Below are 18269 nucleotides of genomic sequence, written 5' to 3' on the forward strand. Positions count from 1 at the left end.
GTTCTCCTGGTGAGGGCTGGGAGTCGAAAGTGGGAGGGGAGGGAGAAGGCGAGATGGGTGCGGCGGCGGGATTGTCGCCCGCCACCGCGGTCACGAGTTACTACGCGACGGGGTCCTTGGAGGTGGCGGTGAACTCCCAGAGGATCGCGTCGGAGAGCTCGTCGCCGACCTCGAGGGGGGCGCCGTCGGTGAGGGTGGCGGAGAAGCAGACCCAGCGGTACTCGCCGGCGCCGATGTCAGCCGTCAGCATGTCAGCGGGGGCCGCGCCGATGGTGGCGGTCTGGGTGAAGGTGACGGAGCTGTCGCACTTTGGAGCGGTCGCGCCCGATCCGACGTTGGCGACGCCGACCTTCACATACGGCGCCAGAGGCGAGGTGTCTTGGTTGGTGCGGCTGAGCACGATGTCGGCTCCGAGGTTGCCCTCGGTCTCCTGGAGACCGACCAGTTGGTAGACGGGCGTGTTGGGGATGAGCTTGTTGGCGCCCTGGGCGAAGGTCATCGCGCCGGGGCCGTTCGCGCCCTCGCCGTCGGACGCGACGTGAGCGGCCCAATTGCTTCCGTTGTCGAACGAGCCGTCGATGTTGAACGACGTGTCCTGGGTGCCGAAGGTGCCCTCGCCCCACACGGTGTCCGACCAGGCGGCCAGGGTCACGGCGGCGCCGACGCCCAGCACGAGACCGGAGGCCATGACGGCGCGGACCTTCTTGCGGCGGTTCTGGTTCTTGGCGGCGGGCTGGGGGGTCTGGGGCGCGGTGCTCATCGGGGGGAGCCTTTCTGAGAGGGAGGGCCTGGCATCAACACACCTTGTTGATGCGTCTCATTTATTATCGCTTACCTACCTGCGAGTAGCAAACTAAAAGTTGACATTTGTCTGTAACGTCACAATCCGCCGGTTCGGCTGATAAACGCTCTGTACCAGGACATATGAGGTCTACTTCAGGTTCGAAGTGGACTGAATGCTGCACAGACCGGTCTGGACGACTGTCCTGGACGTGTTGTTCAGAAGGGGAAGCTTGGCGACGCCCACCAGGTGGTCCGCCGCGCTACAGTGAGCCGGTCACGGGGAGTTCTCATCCACCGGCCAGCTCCCGAGGTCCGGGGTCAGAGGGCGTGGGCGCGCATGCCGCCGGTCCGGCCGGGCGGGGTACGACGACGACGAGGGCCGGCCGCCTCCGCCAACCCATTCACTCGCTCGGTGCGCCGAACCGGCTGGCTCTGCCGTGGCGGGAGCGGACCCGCAGCTGCAGACGCTGACTGCTCCGCAGATCTGCCGCGGCTCTCCTACAGATCCCCGGGCAGCTTGTCGCGGCGGATGTCCCGCCAGGCGGACTGACGCATGTGGCCGTCGTCTGTGAAGCCCTGGTGGCGGACTTCCACCACGAGCTTGGGCAGGACCCAGTTGGCGTCGCGGCGGGCGTCGGCGGGCAACTGTTCGACGAACGGGCTGGTCTTGCGCGCGAGGGGGCCGAGCTCGTCGAGCAGGGCGCGGGCCTGCTTCTCGGAGAACCCGGTGCCCACGCGGCCGATGTAGGTCAGGCCCTTCTCCGCGGGCAGGCCCAACAGCAGGGAGCCGAGCGAGCCGGAGCGACCGCCCTTGCCCGGCTTCCAGCCCCCGACCACGGCCTCGGTGGTGGTGAGCAGCTTCTGCTTGAGCCACGCCTTGGATCGCCGGCCCGACTCGTACCGGGAGTTCCGGCGTTTGGCGACGATGCCCTCCCAGCCGAACTCCTCCGCCTCGGCCAGGGCGCGGTCACCGGGGCCGTCGAGCACGGCGGGAACGTGCACCCGGTCCACGCCCTCCAGCGCCGGGGTGAGCAGCTCCAGCACTTCGCGACGACGCTCCCATGCCTGCGACTGCAGATCCACGCCGTCGACCTGCAGCACGTCAAAGACGAACAGCTCGACCGGCGGCAGCGAGGAATCGCCGCCCTCGGCGGCTGCCTGCTTGGCGAGCGAGGCGAAGTCCGGGACGCCGTCGGAGCCCAGCACCACGAGCTCGGCGTCGATCACCGCCGGCCGCTCCAGGGCGTCGGCCAGCCCGGGGAACCCGTCGGAGAGCCAGTCCATGGAGTTGCCGTTGCGGCTGACCAGGCGTGCCTGCCCGCCGGCCCCGCTGGTCGCCACCGTCACCCGGTAGCCGTCCCACTTGCCCTCAAAGGCCCATTTGTCCTCCGGCAGCGCTGTGACCTCGGCGGCGGTGGGGATCATCGGCAGCGGGGGAGTGTCGGGACGGACGCCGGAGTCGGTGCCCGAGTTCGAGCCGGAGTCGGAGGCCTTGGCCGACCCGCCGGAACGCTTCGCCCCGGAGCTCTTCGCCCCAGAGCGCTTCGCGCCGGACCCCTTCGCCCGCTTGTCGCCCTCGGGGTACGACGACTTCGGGTTGTCGCGCCCGCCGTAGAAGGAGTCCGGCGACTGGTCCTTCATGAACTGCACGATCCACTGGTTCTTCTCTGCGCTCGTGCGCACCAGGACGTACCGGCCGGAGACCTTGTCGCCGTGAAGCCACACGATGATCTCGTCCTCGCGCCATTTCTCGCATTCGTACCAGCCGCGGTCCCAGATGGTCATGTGCCCGGCGCCGTACTCGCCCTTGGGGATGGTGCCCTCGAACGTCTCGTAGCCGAGTGGGTGGTCCTCGGTGTTGACGGCCAGGCGCCGGTCCTTGGGCTCGGTCGGCAGGTTCTTGGGCACGGCCCAGGAGGCCAGCACCCCGTGATGCTCGAGTCGCAGGTCGTAGTGCAGGCGCCGGGCGTGGTGCTCCTGGATGACGAAGATCGGCCCCTCGGCGTCCTCGCGGTCGGTCTCGACCTCGCCCTCGAACGGTTCGGGCGTGCGACGGCGGTCGCGCTTGCGCCGGTACTCGTCGAGGCTGGTCACGACCGCGTCAGGCGAGGTCGGTTCGGTGTCGCACCCCTCCTCAACGGCGACGCGGTGGGGGTCGTCGTCATCGGACGACGACGACGAGGACTTCTTCCCCCCGCCGGACTTCGTGGTTCCACGTGAATCCGAACTGTCCGAGGAGGCGCTCTTCGCGGAGCTTGACGACGACGAGGACTTCTTTGACGACGAGGACGAGGTGGACGTGGAGCTGGTCGACTTCGATGCAGCCTTGGACGAGGACGACTTCGAGGCGCCGCTGTTCTTCGTGCTGCCGGATTTCGTGGACCCCGACCGCGACCCCGATCCCGAGCGCGTTCCCGAGCCCGTGGCTTCGAGGCCGGCGAGGAGGTCGCCGTCGGAGTCCAGGCGCTTGAGAACGTCGTCCCAGTGCAGGTGAGTCAGCCCGCCGTCGCCGAGTTCCTCCCACGAGCGGGGCGCGGCCACCCACGGTTCGGCCCGCCCGCGCAGGGAGTAGGGCGAGACGGTGGTCTTGGCGCCGCTGTTCTGGCTCCAGTCGACGAACACCTTGCCGTCGCGGATCGAGCGCTTCATGGTGGCGGTGACCAGGTCCGGGGTCTGCTTGGCCAGGGACTGCGCGATCTCCTTGGCCACCTTGGAGGCGCTGGCGGCGGTGACGGCCTTGTCCAGCCGGGCGTAGAGGTGGATGCCCTTCGAGCCGCTGGTGACCGGGAACGATTCGAGTCCCGCCTCGGACAGCAGGTCTCGGACGCGCAGGGCGACCTTCGCCGTCGTATCCAGTTCCACGCCCTCACCCGGGTCGAGGTCGATCACGATCCGCCGCGTCCTCCCCGGCTCGCCATCGGAGAGCGTCCACTGGGGCACGTGCAGCTCGAGGGCGGCCTGCTGGGCGAACCAGGCCAGGATCGCGGGGGAGTCGAGGACGGGGTAGGTGACCGTGCGGGAGGAGTGCTCGATCGACACGCGCGGCACCCAGTCGGGCGCGTGGGAGGGCAGGTTCTTCTCGAAGAACGAGTCGGCCTCGGTGCCGTCGGGCCAGCGCTTGCGGGTGACGGGCCGGTTGCCGGCGTAGGTCATGAGCAGCGGCGCGACGGCCGTGTAGTACTCCAGCACGTCGGCCTTGATGGTGCCGGTGGCCTCGTAGAGCACCTTGACGGGATGGGTGAAGCGCACGGTGCGCCCGTCGACCTTCACCGACTCCTTCTGCCCCTTAGTCGCCATGGGACCACTCTGGCACTCGCGCCGGACAATCGCGACCGGCATCGACGGAAATTTCGCACTCGATCACTGATCCCCATCTGATAAGTTGCCCCCGCCGGTCGAGATTCGGGTCGGTGGCCCATTTCGATTTCGTGCGATGACTGACAAGGCGGTGCCGCCGCAAATCTCCTAAGCGCAGGGGTGTGTAGGCTGCAAGGAATTATGTGAGATCAACCGCAATTTTCAGAGTTATCGCAATCGATTCTCGTAAGCAGGAGGCTGCTTCGGAAAAGTTCTATCTTGTCAGCGGCGGATCGAACCGAATCAGGGGTCCAAGTTGTGCGGGTATGACCCTGGGTTGCTTCGTGATTCGACGGTAAAGGTCCTCCTCATTTGACGGCCAATAATAATGGGTCGACCCTAACGGTCGAAGTACGTGCGGGATTGTGGGCTCATACCCATCCAGAACGACCGCTATGAACCTAGTGGATCTGCTGAGGTCATTATAGAGCTCCTCTGTAATGAAAAGGCCTTCCCAGCGTGCGCCGAGGCCGGCCGTGTGTTGCCCCTTGCCGTCGACCCTTTCCTTGTAGAGAGGAGACGCGACGCAGAGTACAAAGTCGGCCTCTTTGATCTGGTCGATCATCCACCCGGGCCAGTGCGGGGGTGGATCGTGTTCCACAAACTGATCGATTGTTGCATCGACGCCGCTTAAGCGTAGTGCCTGAGCCAGCTGGAGAACCTTTTTGCGATGGTCTGGAATATCGAGTTCATGGGCGTAACTGATAAATACTCGAGGATTTTTCATCTTACTCAGACCCCGGTGTCCCTAATGTTGTCGCCGAGTTCACGTTCGGGGCCGGCCAGTCGACGAAGTAAAGAATGGGGACCCAGCGAAGAGTCGCTTTCTCGGGCTGCCGCCTGCAAATAGTTTGTAGCGGCGTCGCCACGCAGGTCAGCAACTTGCACGTATACCGAAATCGCGCTCATAGAAAGTGTGTCTGGATGATCTCGTCCGAGCAATCTCTTGGCATTTTCGACGGTCAGACGCAGAAGGGCTAGGACCTCGTCGTAGCGACCGGCGGTCGCGAGCGCCTCTGCCAAGTCAGTCCGAGTAGGAGGTGTCGACGTGGCGTCGGCACCGACGACGCGGTTGATGTGCCTAATATTAGTGCGCAGCAAGTCGATTGCTTCGCTATCCGACCCGACCGCTGCCAGTGCATTCGCCAAATTTGCGCGGGCGGAAAGAGATGAAGGGTGCTCGGTACCCAACACCCTCTCCATCGCTCCTAGGGTGGCCTGTCCGACAGAAATTGCCGCGTAGTAGTCGCCGGCACCAGCGTATGCGCTGACTAGCCTACTCTGACACTCAAGGGAAGTGGGGTGGTCGGGGCCGAGACCTTGTGTGGCGGTATCGACTGCGAGCCTAAGGGTGTGAACGGCATCCTCGAAGTCTTCCGCTCGGACAAGGGTCGTACCTAGGTCCGAGTAAGCCGCGAGTGTAGTCGGATGGTTATGACCCAGCACTCTTTGTGCGATCTCGCCAGTGATTCTAAATTGCGTAACGGCCTCTTCGTACTTGCCAGCAGCGACAAGAATGGTGGCTAGGTTCCTTCTGGCCAGCAGGGTGGACGGGTGGTCATAACCCAGCAATCGTTCCGCGCTACCGACGGTATGAATAGATAACTCCGCGGCTTCCTCATAGTGCCCGGCTTCCGTAAGGGTGGTAGCTAAGTTCGTCCGGGCGGATAGGGTAGACGGGTGGTCGCGGCCTAACGACTGCAGGGCGGTCTCGACGGTAAGTCTCAGGAGCTCCACTGCCTGTGCGTAGTCCCCGGCGATTGCAAGGGCGGTGGCTAGCTCTGTCCGGGCGGTTAGGGTGGACGGATGATCGAATCCGGCGACGCGTTCGAGATTGATTGTGCGGATGCGTAATTCGTCTATATTCGGGCCTTGCGTTGGTTCTGCCTCCATTATGCTCTTTTGGCGCCCTACGGCGGACGAAATCTCATCCACCAAATTGGATCTAACGCTCGCCGATGAATTCACGATCAAGTATTCGAACGACGAAAGAAGTTCTGGAAGCGCGTCTTTGGTGGCCCCGGGTAGTAACACCGGAATTACGGGACGGCCGTGTGAGAGGGCGAAAGTTCGAGCGGTCAAGACTTCCCGCTCAAAGTCCTCTCCGCGTTCGGCTACGCTTGACAGGAGAATGACAATGCAGCGAGACGAACCTAGAGGTTTCCTGAACTCATCGCTATCGCCCTGTTTTGCCAGTATCGATCCGAAAGGATTGAACACGCGGATGCCGCGTTGTTCCAGTGTATCAATAAGTTCTTTCGCTAAACTCCTATCGCCTGGCTGGAAGCTGATGTACAAGTCATAGGAGAAATTCTCTCTAACTCCTGTCATCCGAAATCCAATCCTTTAGTTCCTCTTGGGGTGATGCTCGATAGAAGGTGCGCAGTAAGCGGCACAGCCGTGCCTCGATGAGGCTCCGTGAGTGACTCACCGCGCATGAAACGGGAGTTTCCGCTCCGTGTCTTTCGGGCCTCGATTCGTCGACCGGTCATCTAGCGCGCACCCTTAAGCAGCTAAAGTGAGACACAGCCTGCAGATCGCCGCAGCGAGCTCTGGTGGTGACGCTGATGTAACGATCCCACGATCAAGCCCGCCTCGTTCTGAAGTCGGACAAGACTGGACCATTCTCTCTGGTGATTTCCCAGATGGTGCAGCCGCTGGGGCTATTGCAACTTCGGGCTTGATCAGCCTCCTGGGGCCTCTCTGGGCGACTCCCGCTCGCCGTTGAAGAAGGTGAGTTGGCGTGGGAAATCCGACATGCGTACCGATTGGGAAGTAGGCTTGGCCGGGCTGGGTAAGTCTCTGGGGTCCAAAGTTAACGACGGTAGGAACCCATGGTCAGGCGCGCCAGCGCGGTCGAGGCCGGCTCTTCTAGGCGAGGATGTCGCCGAGAGCTGGGCCCTGCAGCCAAGCCGGGGTAGGCGGCTGACCGACGATTCACCAGTTTGCGGAGACGCTGGCGGTGCACCGGCCGACGCTCGATTCGATGATCCATGGAGAGTTCGCCGACGGCTGAGCACCATCAGCGTCAAGGTGGACGTTCGTTGCCGGCCGGGTGCCGACGGGAACCAAGTGAACACGCTGGACGCTGGGTTCCCCGACGGCTAACAATAGCGGGCCACGCCTGGCGGTTGCGGCCGCGGTCTTCGCCATTCACCCGCTAGCGCCGCCTGAAACAGATAACCAACCGCCCACGCCTCCCGCCGGCCTCGAGCCGCTCGTGCGCGCGCCACGCGTCGGCGGGGGCGTAGCTGTCGGCCACGCGGAGGGTGACCACGCCGTCCTCGGCCAGCTGCCGCAGTTCGTCGAGCTTCTCCTGCTCCTCGGCCATCTCGGCCACGCTCACGGCGTGCACCCGCAGGTCGCGCTTGCCGTCGCCCTGATACCACCGCACGGTCGCCACGTCACCGCCGGTCTTCACGGCGGGGAGCACGGCGGCGTCCTGCACGGCTCCGTCGAAGAGGCCGTCGACCCCGTCCGGGAACAGCTCGAGAATCCGATCCGCGACGCCGTCGCCGCGCCGGACGATCTGGTCGGCGCCCAGGGACCGCACGAGCTCCTCGTCGGCCTCGGACGAGTCGGCCACCACGTGCAGTCCGGCGTGCTTGGCCAGCTGGATGACGTACCCGCCGGTCGAGCCGGCCGCGCCCGTCACGGCGAGCACCTGGCCGGGCTCGAGATTCATGAGGTCGAGGGCACGCCGGGCGGTGAGCCCGTTCATCGGCAGGGTGGACGCGGCGATGTCGTCGACCCCGCGCGGGACAGCGACGATCGACCGCGCCGGCAGCACGACGTCCTCGCGATACGCGCCGTGCTCGTGGCGGGGCACGACAATCCCCATCACCCGGTCGCCCACCGCGAGGGAGGTGTCGGCGTCCTCGCCGATCTCGACGAGCTCGCCCGCGATGTCCATGCCGGGCACGTCGGCGGCGCCGCGCGGGGTTTTGGTCGTGGAGCGCGAACCGTTGCGCGTGTAGGTGTCGGTGGGGTTGACGGTGGCGGCCGTGACGCGCACGCGGACCTCGGTCGGGCCCAGTTCCTGCCGCGGGACCTCCACGACCTGCAGCGCGTCGGGGCCCCCGTAGGTCGTCACTCCGACGGCGCGGACGGGGGCGGTGGAGACGGTCATTCTTCCTCTTTCCCGCAGCCGGCGAGGGGGCCGATCCGCTGGATTGTTGGCGCGATTGACTTCTGTCTCGCAGGGTAACCACGCTGGCAGTTCGGTGCCGCCGCGCGCGATGGGCCTGGGGAGGTGGCGACGACGACGAGCTCAGCGCCTCCCACCGCATGCGGTCGCCCGGTGGGGCGGAACCGGTGAGTGGGTCCGTAGCGGCAGAGGGTTCCTTCCCGGTGGCCGCTTCTCATCTCCGAGAACGGCGCGGCCAGTCACGTATGCAGGGCCCCGACGCTCCGACGGTGTTAGTGGCTGGCCAAGAGGTCCGCGAACATGGCTTCGTCGGCGTCCGCGAAGTAGTGCCCGTGAGTCCGCATGACTGTCTCGATACTGTCGGCGCCCACCAGCACGACCTCGAACCGAGCCGCTTCGTCGTTGCTCCGAAATTCAGCCTCGGCAGCCTCGTAGGCGGTCGCCGCAGCTTCGGGATTTGTGAACTCCTCTCGGCGGAGGAGCCTGCCAGCGTCGAGGCTGTAGACAAGAAGGAAGTGGATCAGCGACTGCGCCACCGCGACCTCCTATTTCCTGTAGTAGCCCTCGGCGACAACCTGCTCGCGGGCTTCGCGAAACGCTTCGAGGGTAGCCCGATCCACAGTATGCCCCAACTCGCGGGCACGCAGCTGGTTAGCCGCTAACGCGAAGTAGGTGATCATCGACTCGGGTCCGATGCCGTCCTTGAGAGTCAGTGCGAGCCGGTTGTCCGCCGCTTCAACTGCGTCTGCCCAGGACTGCTCCCAGGGCGTGCGAAGCTGGATCTCGACGAATCGGGCATCACGGATGACGACGATATGTCGAGCCCAGTATCCCGTAGGCTGAGGTTCCTTGACGTAGTCGCGGTCGCGGTGAACGTTCCAGCGTCGATTGATGCGATCGGCGAGCAGCTGGACCGCCGCCTGGTCCGGAAGGATGACTCGGACCCCGCCGATGTCTTCCAGGCGGTCGAGGGTCGTGCGGCCATGCGAAGACCCCACGGAGCGGTGCAGCTTTCGGATGATCCGCTCGGATCGCTTGAGGCGCTGAGTGATTACGGGCTCGAACCCGAGGGTGTTGACCATCGACGTCAAGCCGTTGCGAACCTTCGCCATCGGCTCTTGGTGAGCGCGCCGGAAAAGTTTTACGACGTCTAGGGCTTCCCCCAGCTGGGTGATGTCGTGGGGGGTGTCGGGGTCAAACCTTGCAGACCGGATCAGTTCGCCACTCTTCCTGATCCGAGTTTTGCTGGGAAGCTCCACGCCGCGATCCTAGGGGGCGGCTCCGACAATGTGGGCAGGGCGATGTGGCGCCCCTAATCGGTGGCTACGTTCGTCGAGTGGTCGCAAACGCGCGCTCTCGGGATAGCCCACCTGGGGAAATATGAACAGTTGTGACCACTCGGCGGTGCTGACCTGGCGGGTGGCCCCCGGAGTGAGCTGCAAGTAAGCCCCTCACCGCCCGCCCGCCTCCCCGTGAGCCGACGGTTACCGACCGCTGCGGCGGCGAAACGGCCACGACACAAAGGACAGTCAGACTCAGTCCAGTTCACCAACGCGGCTACCGCAGAGCTGGAGGAGACGACGTGTCCTACGTTCAACCAGAGGCCTTCACCCGGGCGATGATCGACGCCGGGGCCAAGAAGGTCCACATGTCCACCCGCGACACGCTGATCCGCGGCTTCATGGCCGGGGCGATCCTGGCGTTGGCGGCGGCGTTCGCCGTGACGGTCACCGTGCAGACGGGTAGCGCGCTGCTCGGGGCGGTGCTCTTCCCGGTCGGCTTCATCCTGCTGTACCTGCTCGGCTTCGACCTGCTGACCGGCGTGTTCACGCTGGTGCCGCTGGCCCTGCTCGACAAGCGCCGGGGCGTGACGGTCGGCGGGATGCTCCGCAACTGGGGCCTGGTCTTTGTGGGTAACTTCGCCGGCGCGCTGACGGTGGCGTTTCTCATCGCGTTCATCACCACCTATGGGTTCAACGTGGCGCCGGACGAGGTGGGCCAACGCCTCGGGGAGATCGGCGAGGCGCGGACGCTGGGCTACAAGGAGTACGGCGCCGCCGGGATGCTCTCGCTGTTCTTCCGCGGCGTGCTGTGCAACTGGATGGTCTCCACCGGCGTGGTGGCCGCGATGATGTCGACCAGCGTGAGCGGCAAGGCCCTGACCATGTGGATGCCGGTGATGCTGTTCTTCTACATGGGCTTCGAGCATTCCGTGGTCAACATGTTCCTGTTCCCGACCGGCCTCATGCTGGGCGGCGACTTCTCGCTGGGCGACTACCTGGTGTGGAACGAGATCCCCACCGTCGCCGGGAACCTGGTGGGTGGCCTGCTCTTCGTGGGGCTGACCCTCTACGTCACCCACGCCCGTACCAGGTCGCGCCGTCCGCTGCAGGCCGAGCCCGCCCAGGCCGACGTGGAGCCCGCCGGCGCCCCGGCCTGACCCATCCGGCGCCCGACCACCCGGCCCACCCTCCCCGCAAACACACCCCACCAGGAGGAATCTCCCGTGACCCCGATCATGTCCAAGCGCGACGCCGCCGCATACGTCGACTCCGCCCGCATCCGCCAGGGCCGCACGTGGGCGGAGCTGGCCGACCACCTGGGCGCCCCGCTGGTGTGGACCACGGCGGCGCTGCTCGGCCAGCACCCCATGACCACGGAGCAAGCAGCCAGAACATGCGAGCTGCTCGGCCTGGCCGACGACGTGGCCGAGAGCCTGGCACTGCAACCCAGCCGCGGCACGCCGGCCGAGGACATGGCCGACCCGACCATCTACCGGCTCTCCGAGGCGCTCTCGGTGTACGGCCCTGCCCTCAAGGCGCTCATCCACGAGGAGTTCGGCGACGGCATCATGAGCGCGATCAACTTCCAGGTGGACTTCCGTCGCCGCCCGGACCCGGACGGCGACCGGGTGGTGATCACCCTCGACGGCAAGTTCCTCGACTACCGCTGGTGACGGCCGAGCCGCCGGTGGCGCCCCGGTGGGGGGGAGTGAGGACGACGACGACAACACCCTCACCCACCCGGGACCGAGTGCCGCCACCCGGTGACGCGCCCCGGCCCTCGACTCACCGGTCGGGGGCCGGGGTTCTTGTCAGCTCTCCGCCGCCGCGGGTGTCAGCAGGGCCGCCGACCGCGGATCACTTCGTGAAGTCGATGACCAGCCGCCCGCGTGTGCCGCCGGCCTCGAGCCGCTCGTGGGCGCGCCAGGCGTCGTCGGGGGAGTAGCTGTCGGCCACCCGGAGGGTCACCACGCCGTCCTCCGCCAGCTGGCGCAGCTCGTCGAGCTTCTCCTGCTCCTCGGCCATGTCGGCCACGCTCACGGCGTGGACGCGCAGGTCGCGCTGGCCATTGCCCTGGTACCAGCGCACGGTCGCGACGTCGCCGCCGGTCTTCACCGCGGGGAGCACGGCGGCGTCCTGCACGGCGCCGTCGAAGAGCCCGTCGACGCCGTCGGGGTAGAGCTCGAGGATCCGGTCGGCCACGCCGTCGCCGCGCCGCACGATCTGGTCGGCGCCCAGCGACCGGACCAGCTCCTCGTCCGCCTCGGACGCGTCGGACGCGTCGGCCACCACCGTAGCGACTTGCTTGCGGTCCGAGAGCTTGGAGCACAGCGAATCCTGCAGAAGCACGTGGTATATACGCACGGCCCGTTCTCGGTTCTCGACGTCGTACTACCGTGGTACTGACATGGGGTCCAGTAATCCTCACTGGATCGACCCTCCGACAGATCCAGGGAGATTCACCTCCCTGCGACTTGCTTTCTGGTGGAAAGTCTCGCAGACGGATGGGCCGTGAGGCTGGTGACGGGCGTTGTGGGAAGCCCAGCGGCGCACGCTGACCTGCGAAGTGTAGTGCTATGCGATGGTGGGGGAGGACACGTGGCCAGGGGGTTTCCGCCCGGGGACACGACTGGCATTACGATTGTTTGGAAGCTTTTGGCCCACTTGGCGGCGGAGGCGAGAATTTGCGGGCAAACACCGTCTGGAGATGGCGAAATATGTCGGGAAATGTGTTAGTGGTCGTTGCTCACCCAGATGATGAAGTTCTTGGGTGTGGTGGTACGGCGAGAATTTTGGCTGACCGAGGGTATTCGGTGAAAACCTGCATTCTGTCGGGTGATGTAGGAGCCCGTGATCGGCGGCCGACCGATGACGAGTTGCTGGCTGATACTCGCGCAGCTTCGACGGTGCTCGGTATGGCTGATCCGCAATTGGGGCCATTCCCGAATATTCGGATGAACTCAGAGCCGCATATAGAATTAGTGAGGTTCATTGAAAGGGCACTTGAAGACCACTCTGCCGAGTGGGTATTTACTCACCACCCCCATGACCTGAACGATGATCACCGTCAGGTTTCGGCCGCCACCCAAGCGGCTGCAAGGCTATTCCAGCGAGGCGATCGGGTCCCGGCCTTGAAGGGCTTGTTTTTCATGGAGATCGCGTCGTCGACCGACTGGCAGTTTGGTGGTACCAGCCGAGCGTTCGAGCCGACAACCTTTTTTCCGATAGGCGAGCGCGGTCTTGGGTCGAAAATCGAAGCTCTCGAGAAGTATCGCGCTGTGATGAGACCATTCCCTCATCCACGGTCCGAGGAAGTGATCCGTGGTATGGCAGCAGTGCGCGGTGGGCAAGCAGGGACGGGATACTGCGAAGCATTCCAGGCGGCCCATATCGATCTCGGCGGGGTTTTCTGACGTGGGCTCGTATGAGGAATCGGGCAAGCGGATCTTTGATGTCGTTGCCGCCAGCATTGCGGTGGCAGTGCTCTCTCCGGTGCTGGCAGCGGTCGGTGCAGCTATAAAGCTTGAAGATAGGGGTCCCGCCCTGTTCGTCCAGGAACGTACCGGGCGAGATGGGGCGAGTTTCGCTATCTACAAATTTCGCAGCATGCAGGTTGGGACGGCGAGCGTGCCATCAGGGGAGATTATTGCGCCGTCCGTGACCAAGGTTGGCAAGGTGATCCGCCGGACGAACTTGGATGAGCTTCCGCAGCTTTTTAATATCGTCAAGGGCGACATGTCAGTAGTTGGACCGAGGCCTCCGCTTCCGTCGCAGACTGACATAATCCGTGCTCGTTACTTAAGCGGGGCTCTCCGCTTGTCCCCCGGCCTGACGGGGTGGGCGCAGGTGAACTCGTTCGATGGAATGGATGCCCTAGAAAAGGCGCGCTACGACGAAGAGTATGCAAATTCGATTTCATTTCGTTTGGACTTAGGGATAATTCTGCGGACTTTTGTGTATTTACTTAAGCCGCCGCCGAAATACTGAAAGGGGCAATAGCGATGCGATTCGGATTTGTTACATGTGTAGAACTAGGTTTGGCCTGCATCGAAGAAATATATGATCTAGGGGGGCACCTGGATCTCTTGATTACATTGCATGACGATAAGTCTAAGGACAAGTCAGGACGTATTTACCTCGACGATTTCGCTGGACGTCATGGTGTTCCATTGCTCAAGATCGGACACGTCAATGACTCGGAATCGATTGAAGCAATCCGAGGCGCAGAGTTAGACTGGCTCTTCATTATCGGTTGGTCGCAGATCGCAAGTAGCGAAGTGCTGGCCTCAACAAAATACGGCGTGCTCGGGATGCATCCGACCCTGCTGCCCGAGGGGCGCGGCCGGGCGGCAGTGCCATGGGCAATCATTAAAGGGCTCGACAAGACGGGCGTGTCGATGTTTGTTCTGGACGAGGGTGTCGACACAGGGCCACTGATTGCTCAAGTCGAACTGCCCATTGCTGGGCAGGAAGACGCAGGTTCTCTCTATGGCCGTGTCCAGGATGCGCATCGTGAACTAATGCGTGTCGCTTGGCCTCTCCTGCAATCGGGAAACTACGTGCCGACTCCTCAAGATGAAACAAAAGCTACTGAATGGCCTGGGCGTAAACCCAGAGATGGAGCAATTGACTCGGCGATGACGGTAGGGGAGGTGGACCGTCTCGTGCGCGGGGTCACTCGGCCGTATCCGGGAGCGTTTTGGGATGAGGGCGACGTTAGGTGGCGGGTGTGGAGAGGTGAGCCGGGTGAGCGCCCTGGTGCTCCGCTCGTTCTTGACTTGGCGGATGGGAAGTACAGTTGCACAGTCGCGGAGCGCGAGATGATGGAATGAGTTATCTCGACTAGCTTTGGATTGGTGGGTGGAAACCTTCCCTTCCGGACTCTGAAGTGCGTAGCGGATGCTCGCTGGGGGGGAGATCGTGATGCCGTGCTCGGTGAGCACGCGGCAGATCTGCTCGACCCCGAATCGCACCTTGTGGACGTCGATGTAGTCGACGATCAGGTAAGTCGGCGACCTGGCTCCGCCGCTGCGAAAAACGCCGAGGCGGTCTTGAGGATCTCATTGGCCCGGCGCAGCTCGGCGTTCTCCCGCTTGAGTCGCCTGACCTCCGCGGATTCGTCGGTCGATTCAGGTGACGAGGGGCTCGATTCCGCTTCGATCCAGTTCCGCAGAGTCGCCGGGTTCACTCCCAGCAGCGACCCGACGTGGGTGCGAGCGGCGACCTTGGAGCACTGCGCATCCGCCAGGTGCTCGTGATACATCCGGACCGCCCGCTCCCGGGTCTCAGCGTCGAACTTTCGTGGTGCTGCCATGGGTTCCAGTCTTCCTTGTTAGATCGGAACCCTCCGACAGATCCAGGGAGGTTCAGGGCAAGATCACCGTCGGCCAACAGCCCCTGGAGCTCGGCCTGGAGCCCGAGTCGCAGGTGCGTGCAAGTCGTGACGCGGTGGTGCGCCGGCACTCCAGCCAGCTGCTGTGGCAAGCGTTGACCAGCACCTTTGACGCCCTTGGCTTCGATGCCGTGGCCGATGAGACGTTCAAAGCGCTGGTGTGCGCGCGCTTGGTCGAGGCGACCAGCAAGCTGGATACGATCCGCGTCCTGGAAGACATCGGGATCGACCCTCCACATCGCAACACGATCAAAGCGAGCCCGGCTCGCTGCGTTGAGCGCGACTACCGCACCGTGCTGGCGACCGCCTGCTGGGAGCACGTCACCTCCGCCGGCGGTCCGGGTGCCGCCCTGGTGTTGTACGACCTGACCACGTTGTACTTCGAGGCCGAGAAGGAAGACGGCCTACGCGAGGTCGGCATGAGCAAGGAACGCCGCGTCGACCCGCAGAACACCGTCGGCTTACTGGTGGCCCGGGACGGGTTTCCGCTGGATATTCACGTGTTCGAAGGCAACAAGGCCGAGACGAAGACGCTGATCCCAGTCATCACCGCCTTCCAGCAGCGCCACGGCATCGCCGACATGGTCGTGGTCGCCGACGCCGGCATGCTCTCGGCGGCCAACCTCAATGCTTTGGAGGACGCCGGGCTGTCGTTCATCGTCGCCTCCCGCACCTCGAAGGCCCCGAAGGAGCTCGAGGACCACTTCGGCCGCCGCGGCAACGCCATACCGGACGGGGAGATCGTCGAGCTGATCCGCCCGATGGGCCAGGGTCGGGATCGGCGCGACCGCAGGGTGGTGTGGCACTACAAGTGGCAACGAGCCCAGAGGGACTACCGCACGCTCAATGCGCAAATCGACCGCGCTCAGCGGGTCGCTGACCGGTCAGAACCGCTCAAAAAGCAGAGGTTCGTCAAAATCACCGGCCAGACCGTCGCCCTGGACGAGACGTCAATCGAGCGGGCCCGCCAAGCGGCCGGGTACAAAGGCTACGTCACCAACATCGACCCCGCCGTGATGGACGGCCACGCCGTCGTGGCCGCGTATCACGACCTGTGGAGGGTCGAGCAGTCCTTCCGCATGGCCAAGGTTGACCTGAAGGCGCGGCCGATCTTTCACCGCACCCGCGACTCGATCGAAGCGCACCTGACCATCGTCTTCGCCGCACTCGCGATAGCCCGCTACCTGCAGAATCGGACCGGGACGTCGATCAAGAAGATCGTGCGAACACTGCGCCGGATCCACACCGTCGTCATCGACGTCGACGGACACGAGCTCACCGCCCGCACCCCGCTCGACGACGACGCCCAAGCCATCGTCGAGGCGCTCGGCGCCAGGCACTAAACATGTGCAACTCAGGTCAGCAGGGCCGCCGACCGCGGATCACTTCGTGAAGTCGATGACCAGCCGCCCGCGTGTGCCGCCGGCCTCGAGCCGCTCGTGGGCGCGCCAGGCGTCGTCGGGGGAGTAGCTGTCGGCCACCCGGAGGGTCACCACGCCGTCCTCGGCCAGCTGGCGCAGCTCGCCGAGCTTCTCCTGCTCCTCGGCCATGTCGGCCACGCTCACGGCGTGGACGCGCAGGTCACCCTGGTACCAGCGCACGGTCGCGACGTCGCCGCCGGTCTTCACCGCGGGGAGGACGGCGGCGTCCTGGACGGCTCCGTCGAAGAGTCCGTCGACGCCGTCCGGGTACAGCTCGAGGATGCGGTCGGCCACGCCGTCGCCGCGCCGGACGATCTGGTCGGCGCCGAGCGAGCGGACCAGCTGCTCGTCCGCCTCGGATGCGTCGGCCACCACCGTCAGGCCGGCGTGCTTGGCCAGCTGGATTACGTATCCACCGGTCGAGCCGGCCGCCCCGGTCACCGCCAGCACCTGGCCGGGCTGCAGGTCCATGAGGTCGAGCGCGCGCCGGGCGGTGAGCCCGTTCATGGGGAGCGTCGACGCGGCGACGTCGTCGACCCCCCGCGGGACGGCCACGATCGACCGCGCAGGCAGCACGATGTCCTCGCGGTACGCACCGTGCTCGTGGCGCGGGACGACGATCCCCATCACCCGGTCGCCGACCGAGAGGGACGTCTCGGCGACCTCGCCGATCTCCTCGAGGACGCCCGCGATGTCCATCCCGGGGACGTCGGCGGCGCCGCGCGGGGTTCCGGTCTTGGACCGGGAGCCGTTGCGCGTGTAGGTGTCGGTGGGGTTGACGGTCGCGGCGGTGACGCGGACGCGGACCTCGGTGGGTCCGAGCTCCTGGCGCGGGACCTCCACGACCTGCAGGGCGTCGGGGCCCCCGTAGGTGGTCACGCCCACGGCGCGGATCGAGCCGGATGAGTCGGTCATTTGTCCTCTTTCCCGCGGAACCGAACCGGGGTGGGCCGGTCCGCTGGATTGCTGGCACGGGTGACGTCTGTCCCGCCGAGTAACCACGCGATCGGCTAGATGATTCCTGCCAGGCCTCCAACGCCCCGTCCGAGCAGGCTGAGTGCACCCGCGGTCACCACCAGCACGGCCACGCGCCGCCCGACCGCCGCCGGGACCCGCCGGGCGACCAGTCCGCCTATGACGATGCCGACCGGCACCAGCGCCACCACCACGGCGACAGCGCTGAGCGGCAGCGCCGCCAGCGGCGCCGCCCCGAGTCCGACCTTCACCAGGACGGACACCAGGCCCATGGTTCCGAAGATCGGCTGAAGGGTCGCGGCGAATGAGCGCTGTTGCCAGCCGGTGGCCTGGGCGTAGACCAGCATCGCGGGCGCGGCCACGCCCACGGCGGTGTTGAGGAACCCCCCGGCGGTGCCGGCCACCGCGGCGGGTAGCCGGCCGCTCAGGGGCGGGATGGTCACGAGCGCCGTGGTGAGGAGCGTGCCCAGGAGCGCGACGCCGATGATCACCTCGAGCCAGGCCCGGTCCGCGGCGCCCACCAGCAGCGCGCCGGGGACTGAGCCAACCACGATGAGGGGAGCGAGGCGGCGGTATCGCTGCCAGTCGATGTCGCGCCGCAGGGTGAAGCCGATGAGGGCGGCGGAGATGATGGTCGCGATGTTGGTGAGCAGCACGCCGGAGACGGGCCCGAGCAGCAGCGCGAGGGTCGGCGAGACCACTAGTCCGACCCCCATCCCGCTGACCCGCTGCAGGACGGTGCCCAGGATGACGGCCGACGCGGCCACCACCAGCAGCAGGGGAGCGAGGTCGGCGGGCATGGGCACCAGCATCCCAGGTGGCGGCCACGCGGTGCCCGAGCAGGCGCCGTGGCGGACGTGAGCGCCCCCGCGTCCGGCTGCCGAGGCTCGGCATCTGTCGCATACTCCCTG

At 65.3% G+C, this 18269-nt stretch carries 17 protein-coding genes; 6 read left to right on the top strand and 11 right to left on the bottom strand.

Annotated features, from left to right (window positions below; translation table 11 throughout):
* Window positions 1-100: 100 nt before the first annotated feature.
* The 7 genes from NR111_RS14605 to NR111_RS14630 form a co-directional block, all read right to left on the bottom strand.
* A complete protein-coding gene (locus tag NR111_RS14605; protein WP_256821230.1) occupies window positions 101-760 on the bottom strand; it encodes a SipW-dependent-type signal peptide-containing protein in 660 nt (219 codons plus the stop codon).
* 521 nt (window positions 761-1281) lie between these two features.
* Window positions 1282-4080, bottom strand: a complete 2799-nt coding sequence (locus NR111_RS14610) for an ATP-dependent DNA ligase (RefSeq protein WP_256821231.1) — start codon at window positions 4078-4080, stop codon at window positions 1282-1284.
* A gap of 274 nt (window positions 4081-4354) precedes the next feature.
* Window positions 4355-4867, bottom strand: coding sequence for an SEFIR domain-containing protein (locus tag NR111_RS18830; RefSeq protein WP_374210737.1), 513 nt, complete (start codon window positions 4865-4867; stop codon window positions 4355-4357).
* A gap of 5 nt (window positions 4868-4872) precedes the next feature.
* The gene (locus NR111_RS14615; RefSeq protein ID WP_256821232.1) at window positions 4873-6471 is read right to left on the bottom strand and encodes a tetratricopeptide repeat protein; all 1599 of its coding nucleotides are present in this window, start codon (window positions 6469-6471) and stop codon (window positions 4873-4875) included.
* A gap of 829 nt (window positions 6472-7300) precedes the next feature.
* Window positions 7301-8269: an NADP-dependent oxidoreductase gene (locus tag NR111_RS14620; protein ID WP_256821233.1), complete on the bottom strand. Its 969-nt coding sequence runs from the start codon at window positions 8267-8269 to the stop codon at window positions 7301-7303.
* Window positions 8270-8559: 290 nt separating this feature from the next.
* Window positions 8560-8823 (bottom strand): hypothetical protein, encoded by a 264-nt coding sequence (locus NR111_RS14625; RefSeq protein WP_256821234.1) that lies wholly within the window; start codon window positions 8821-8823, stop codon window positions 8560-8562.
* Between the two features lie 9 nt (window positions 8824-8832).
* Window positions 8833-9546: a RelA/SpoT domain-containing protein gene (locus tag NR111_RS14630; protein ID WP_256821235.1), complete on the bottom strand. Its 714-nt coding sequence runs from the start codon at window positions 9544-9546 to the stop codon at window positions 8833-8835.
* 323 nt (window positions 9547-9869) lie between these two features.
* On the opposite strand from NR111_RS14630, the gene NR111_RS14635 reads away from it, so the two are divergent.
* Window positions 9870-10727, top strand: coding sequence for a formate/nitrite transporter family protein (locus NR111_RS14635; protein ID WP_256821236.1), 858 nt, complete (start codon window positions 9870-9872; stop codon window positions 10725-10727).
* A 66-nt stretch (window positions 10728-10793) separates the two neighbouring features.
* Window positions 10794-11243 (top strand): cyanase, encoded by a 450-nt coding sequence (gene cynS / locus NR111_RS14640; protein ID WP_256821237.1) that lies wholly within the window; start codon window positions 10794-10796, stop codon window positions 11241-11243.
* A 184-nt stretch (window positions 11244-11427) separates the two neighbouring features.
* Here the strand turns inward: cynS and NR111_RS14645 are convergent, their stop codons facing one another.
* A complete protein-coding gene (locus tag NR111_RS14645) occupies window positions 11428-11934 on the bottom strand; it encodes a zinc-binding dehydrogenase (protein ID WP_256821238.1) in 507 nt (168 codons plus the stop codon).
* Between the two features lie 353 nt (window positions 11935-12287).
* On the opposite strand from NR111_RS14645, the gene NR111_RS14650 reads away from it, so the two are divergent.
* From NR111_RS14650 to NR111_RS14660, 3 genes are read left to right on the top strand one after another with little or no spacing between them, the layout of a single operon-like run.
* Window positions 12288-12983: a PIG-L deacetylase family protein gene (locus tag NR111_RS14650; protein ID WP_256821239.1), complete on the top strand. Its 696-nt coding sequence runs from the start codon at window positions 12288-12290 to the stop codon at window positions 12981-12983.
* A gap of 1 nt (window position 12984) precedes the next feature.
* Entirely contained in the window at window positions 12985-13557 is a 573-nt protein-coding gene (locus NR111_RS14655) for a sugar transferase (RefSeq protein ID WP_256821240.1), read from the top strand.
* Between the two features lie 50 nt (window positions 13558-13607).
* Window positions 13608-14402 (top strand): formyltransferase family protein, encoded by a 795-nt coding sequence (locus NR111_RS14660; protein ID WP_256821241.1) that lies wholly within the window; start codon window positions 13608-13610, stop codon window positions 14400-14402.
* Window positions 14403-14569: 167 nt separating this feature from the next.
* On the opposite strand, the gene NR111_RS14665 is transcribed toward NR111_RS14660, so the two are convergent.
* Window positions 14570-14884, bottom strand: a complete 315-nt coding sequence (locus NR111_RS14665; RefSeq protein ID WP_374210738.1) for a transposase — start codon at window positions 14882-14884, stop codon at window positions 14570-14572.
* Between NR111_RS14665 and NR111_RS14670 the strand changes: the two genes are divergently transcribed.
* Entirely contained in the window at window positions 14872-16305 is a 1434-nt protein-coding gene (locus NR111_RS14670) for an IS1634 family transposase (protein ID WP_256821243.1), read from the top strand. The two genes, NR111_RS14665 and NR111_RS14670, sit on opposite strands and share 13 nt — an antisense overlap.
* 39 nt (window positions 16306-16344) lie before the next feature.
* Here the strand turns inward: NR111_RS14670 and NR111_RS14675 are convergent, their stop codons facing one another.
* A complete protein-coding gene (locus NR111_RS14675; protein WP_256821244.1) occupies window positions 16345-17298 on the bottom strand; it encodes an NADP-dependent oxidoreductase in 954 nt (317 codons plus the stop codon).
* A 95-nt stretch (window positions 17299-17393) separates the two neighbouring features.
* Window positions 17394-18158: a sulfite exporter TauE/SafE family protein gene (locus tag NR111_RS14680; protein WP_256821245.1), complete on the bottom strand. Its 765-nt coding sequence runs from the start codon at window positions 18156-18158 to the stop codon at window positions 17394-17396.
* Window positions 18159-18269 lie beyond the last annotated feature (111 nt).

It is taken from the genome of Dietzia sp. Die43 (assembly GCF_024519835.1).
Classification (GTDB): Bacteria; Actinomycetota; Actinomycetes; order Mycobacteriales; family Mycobacteriaceae; genus Dietzia; species Dietzia kunjamensis.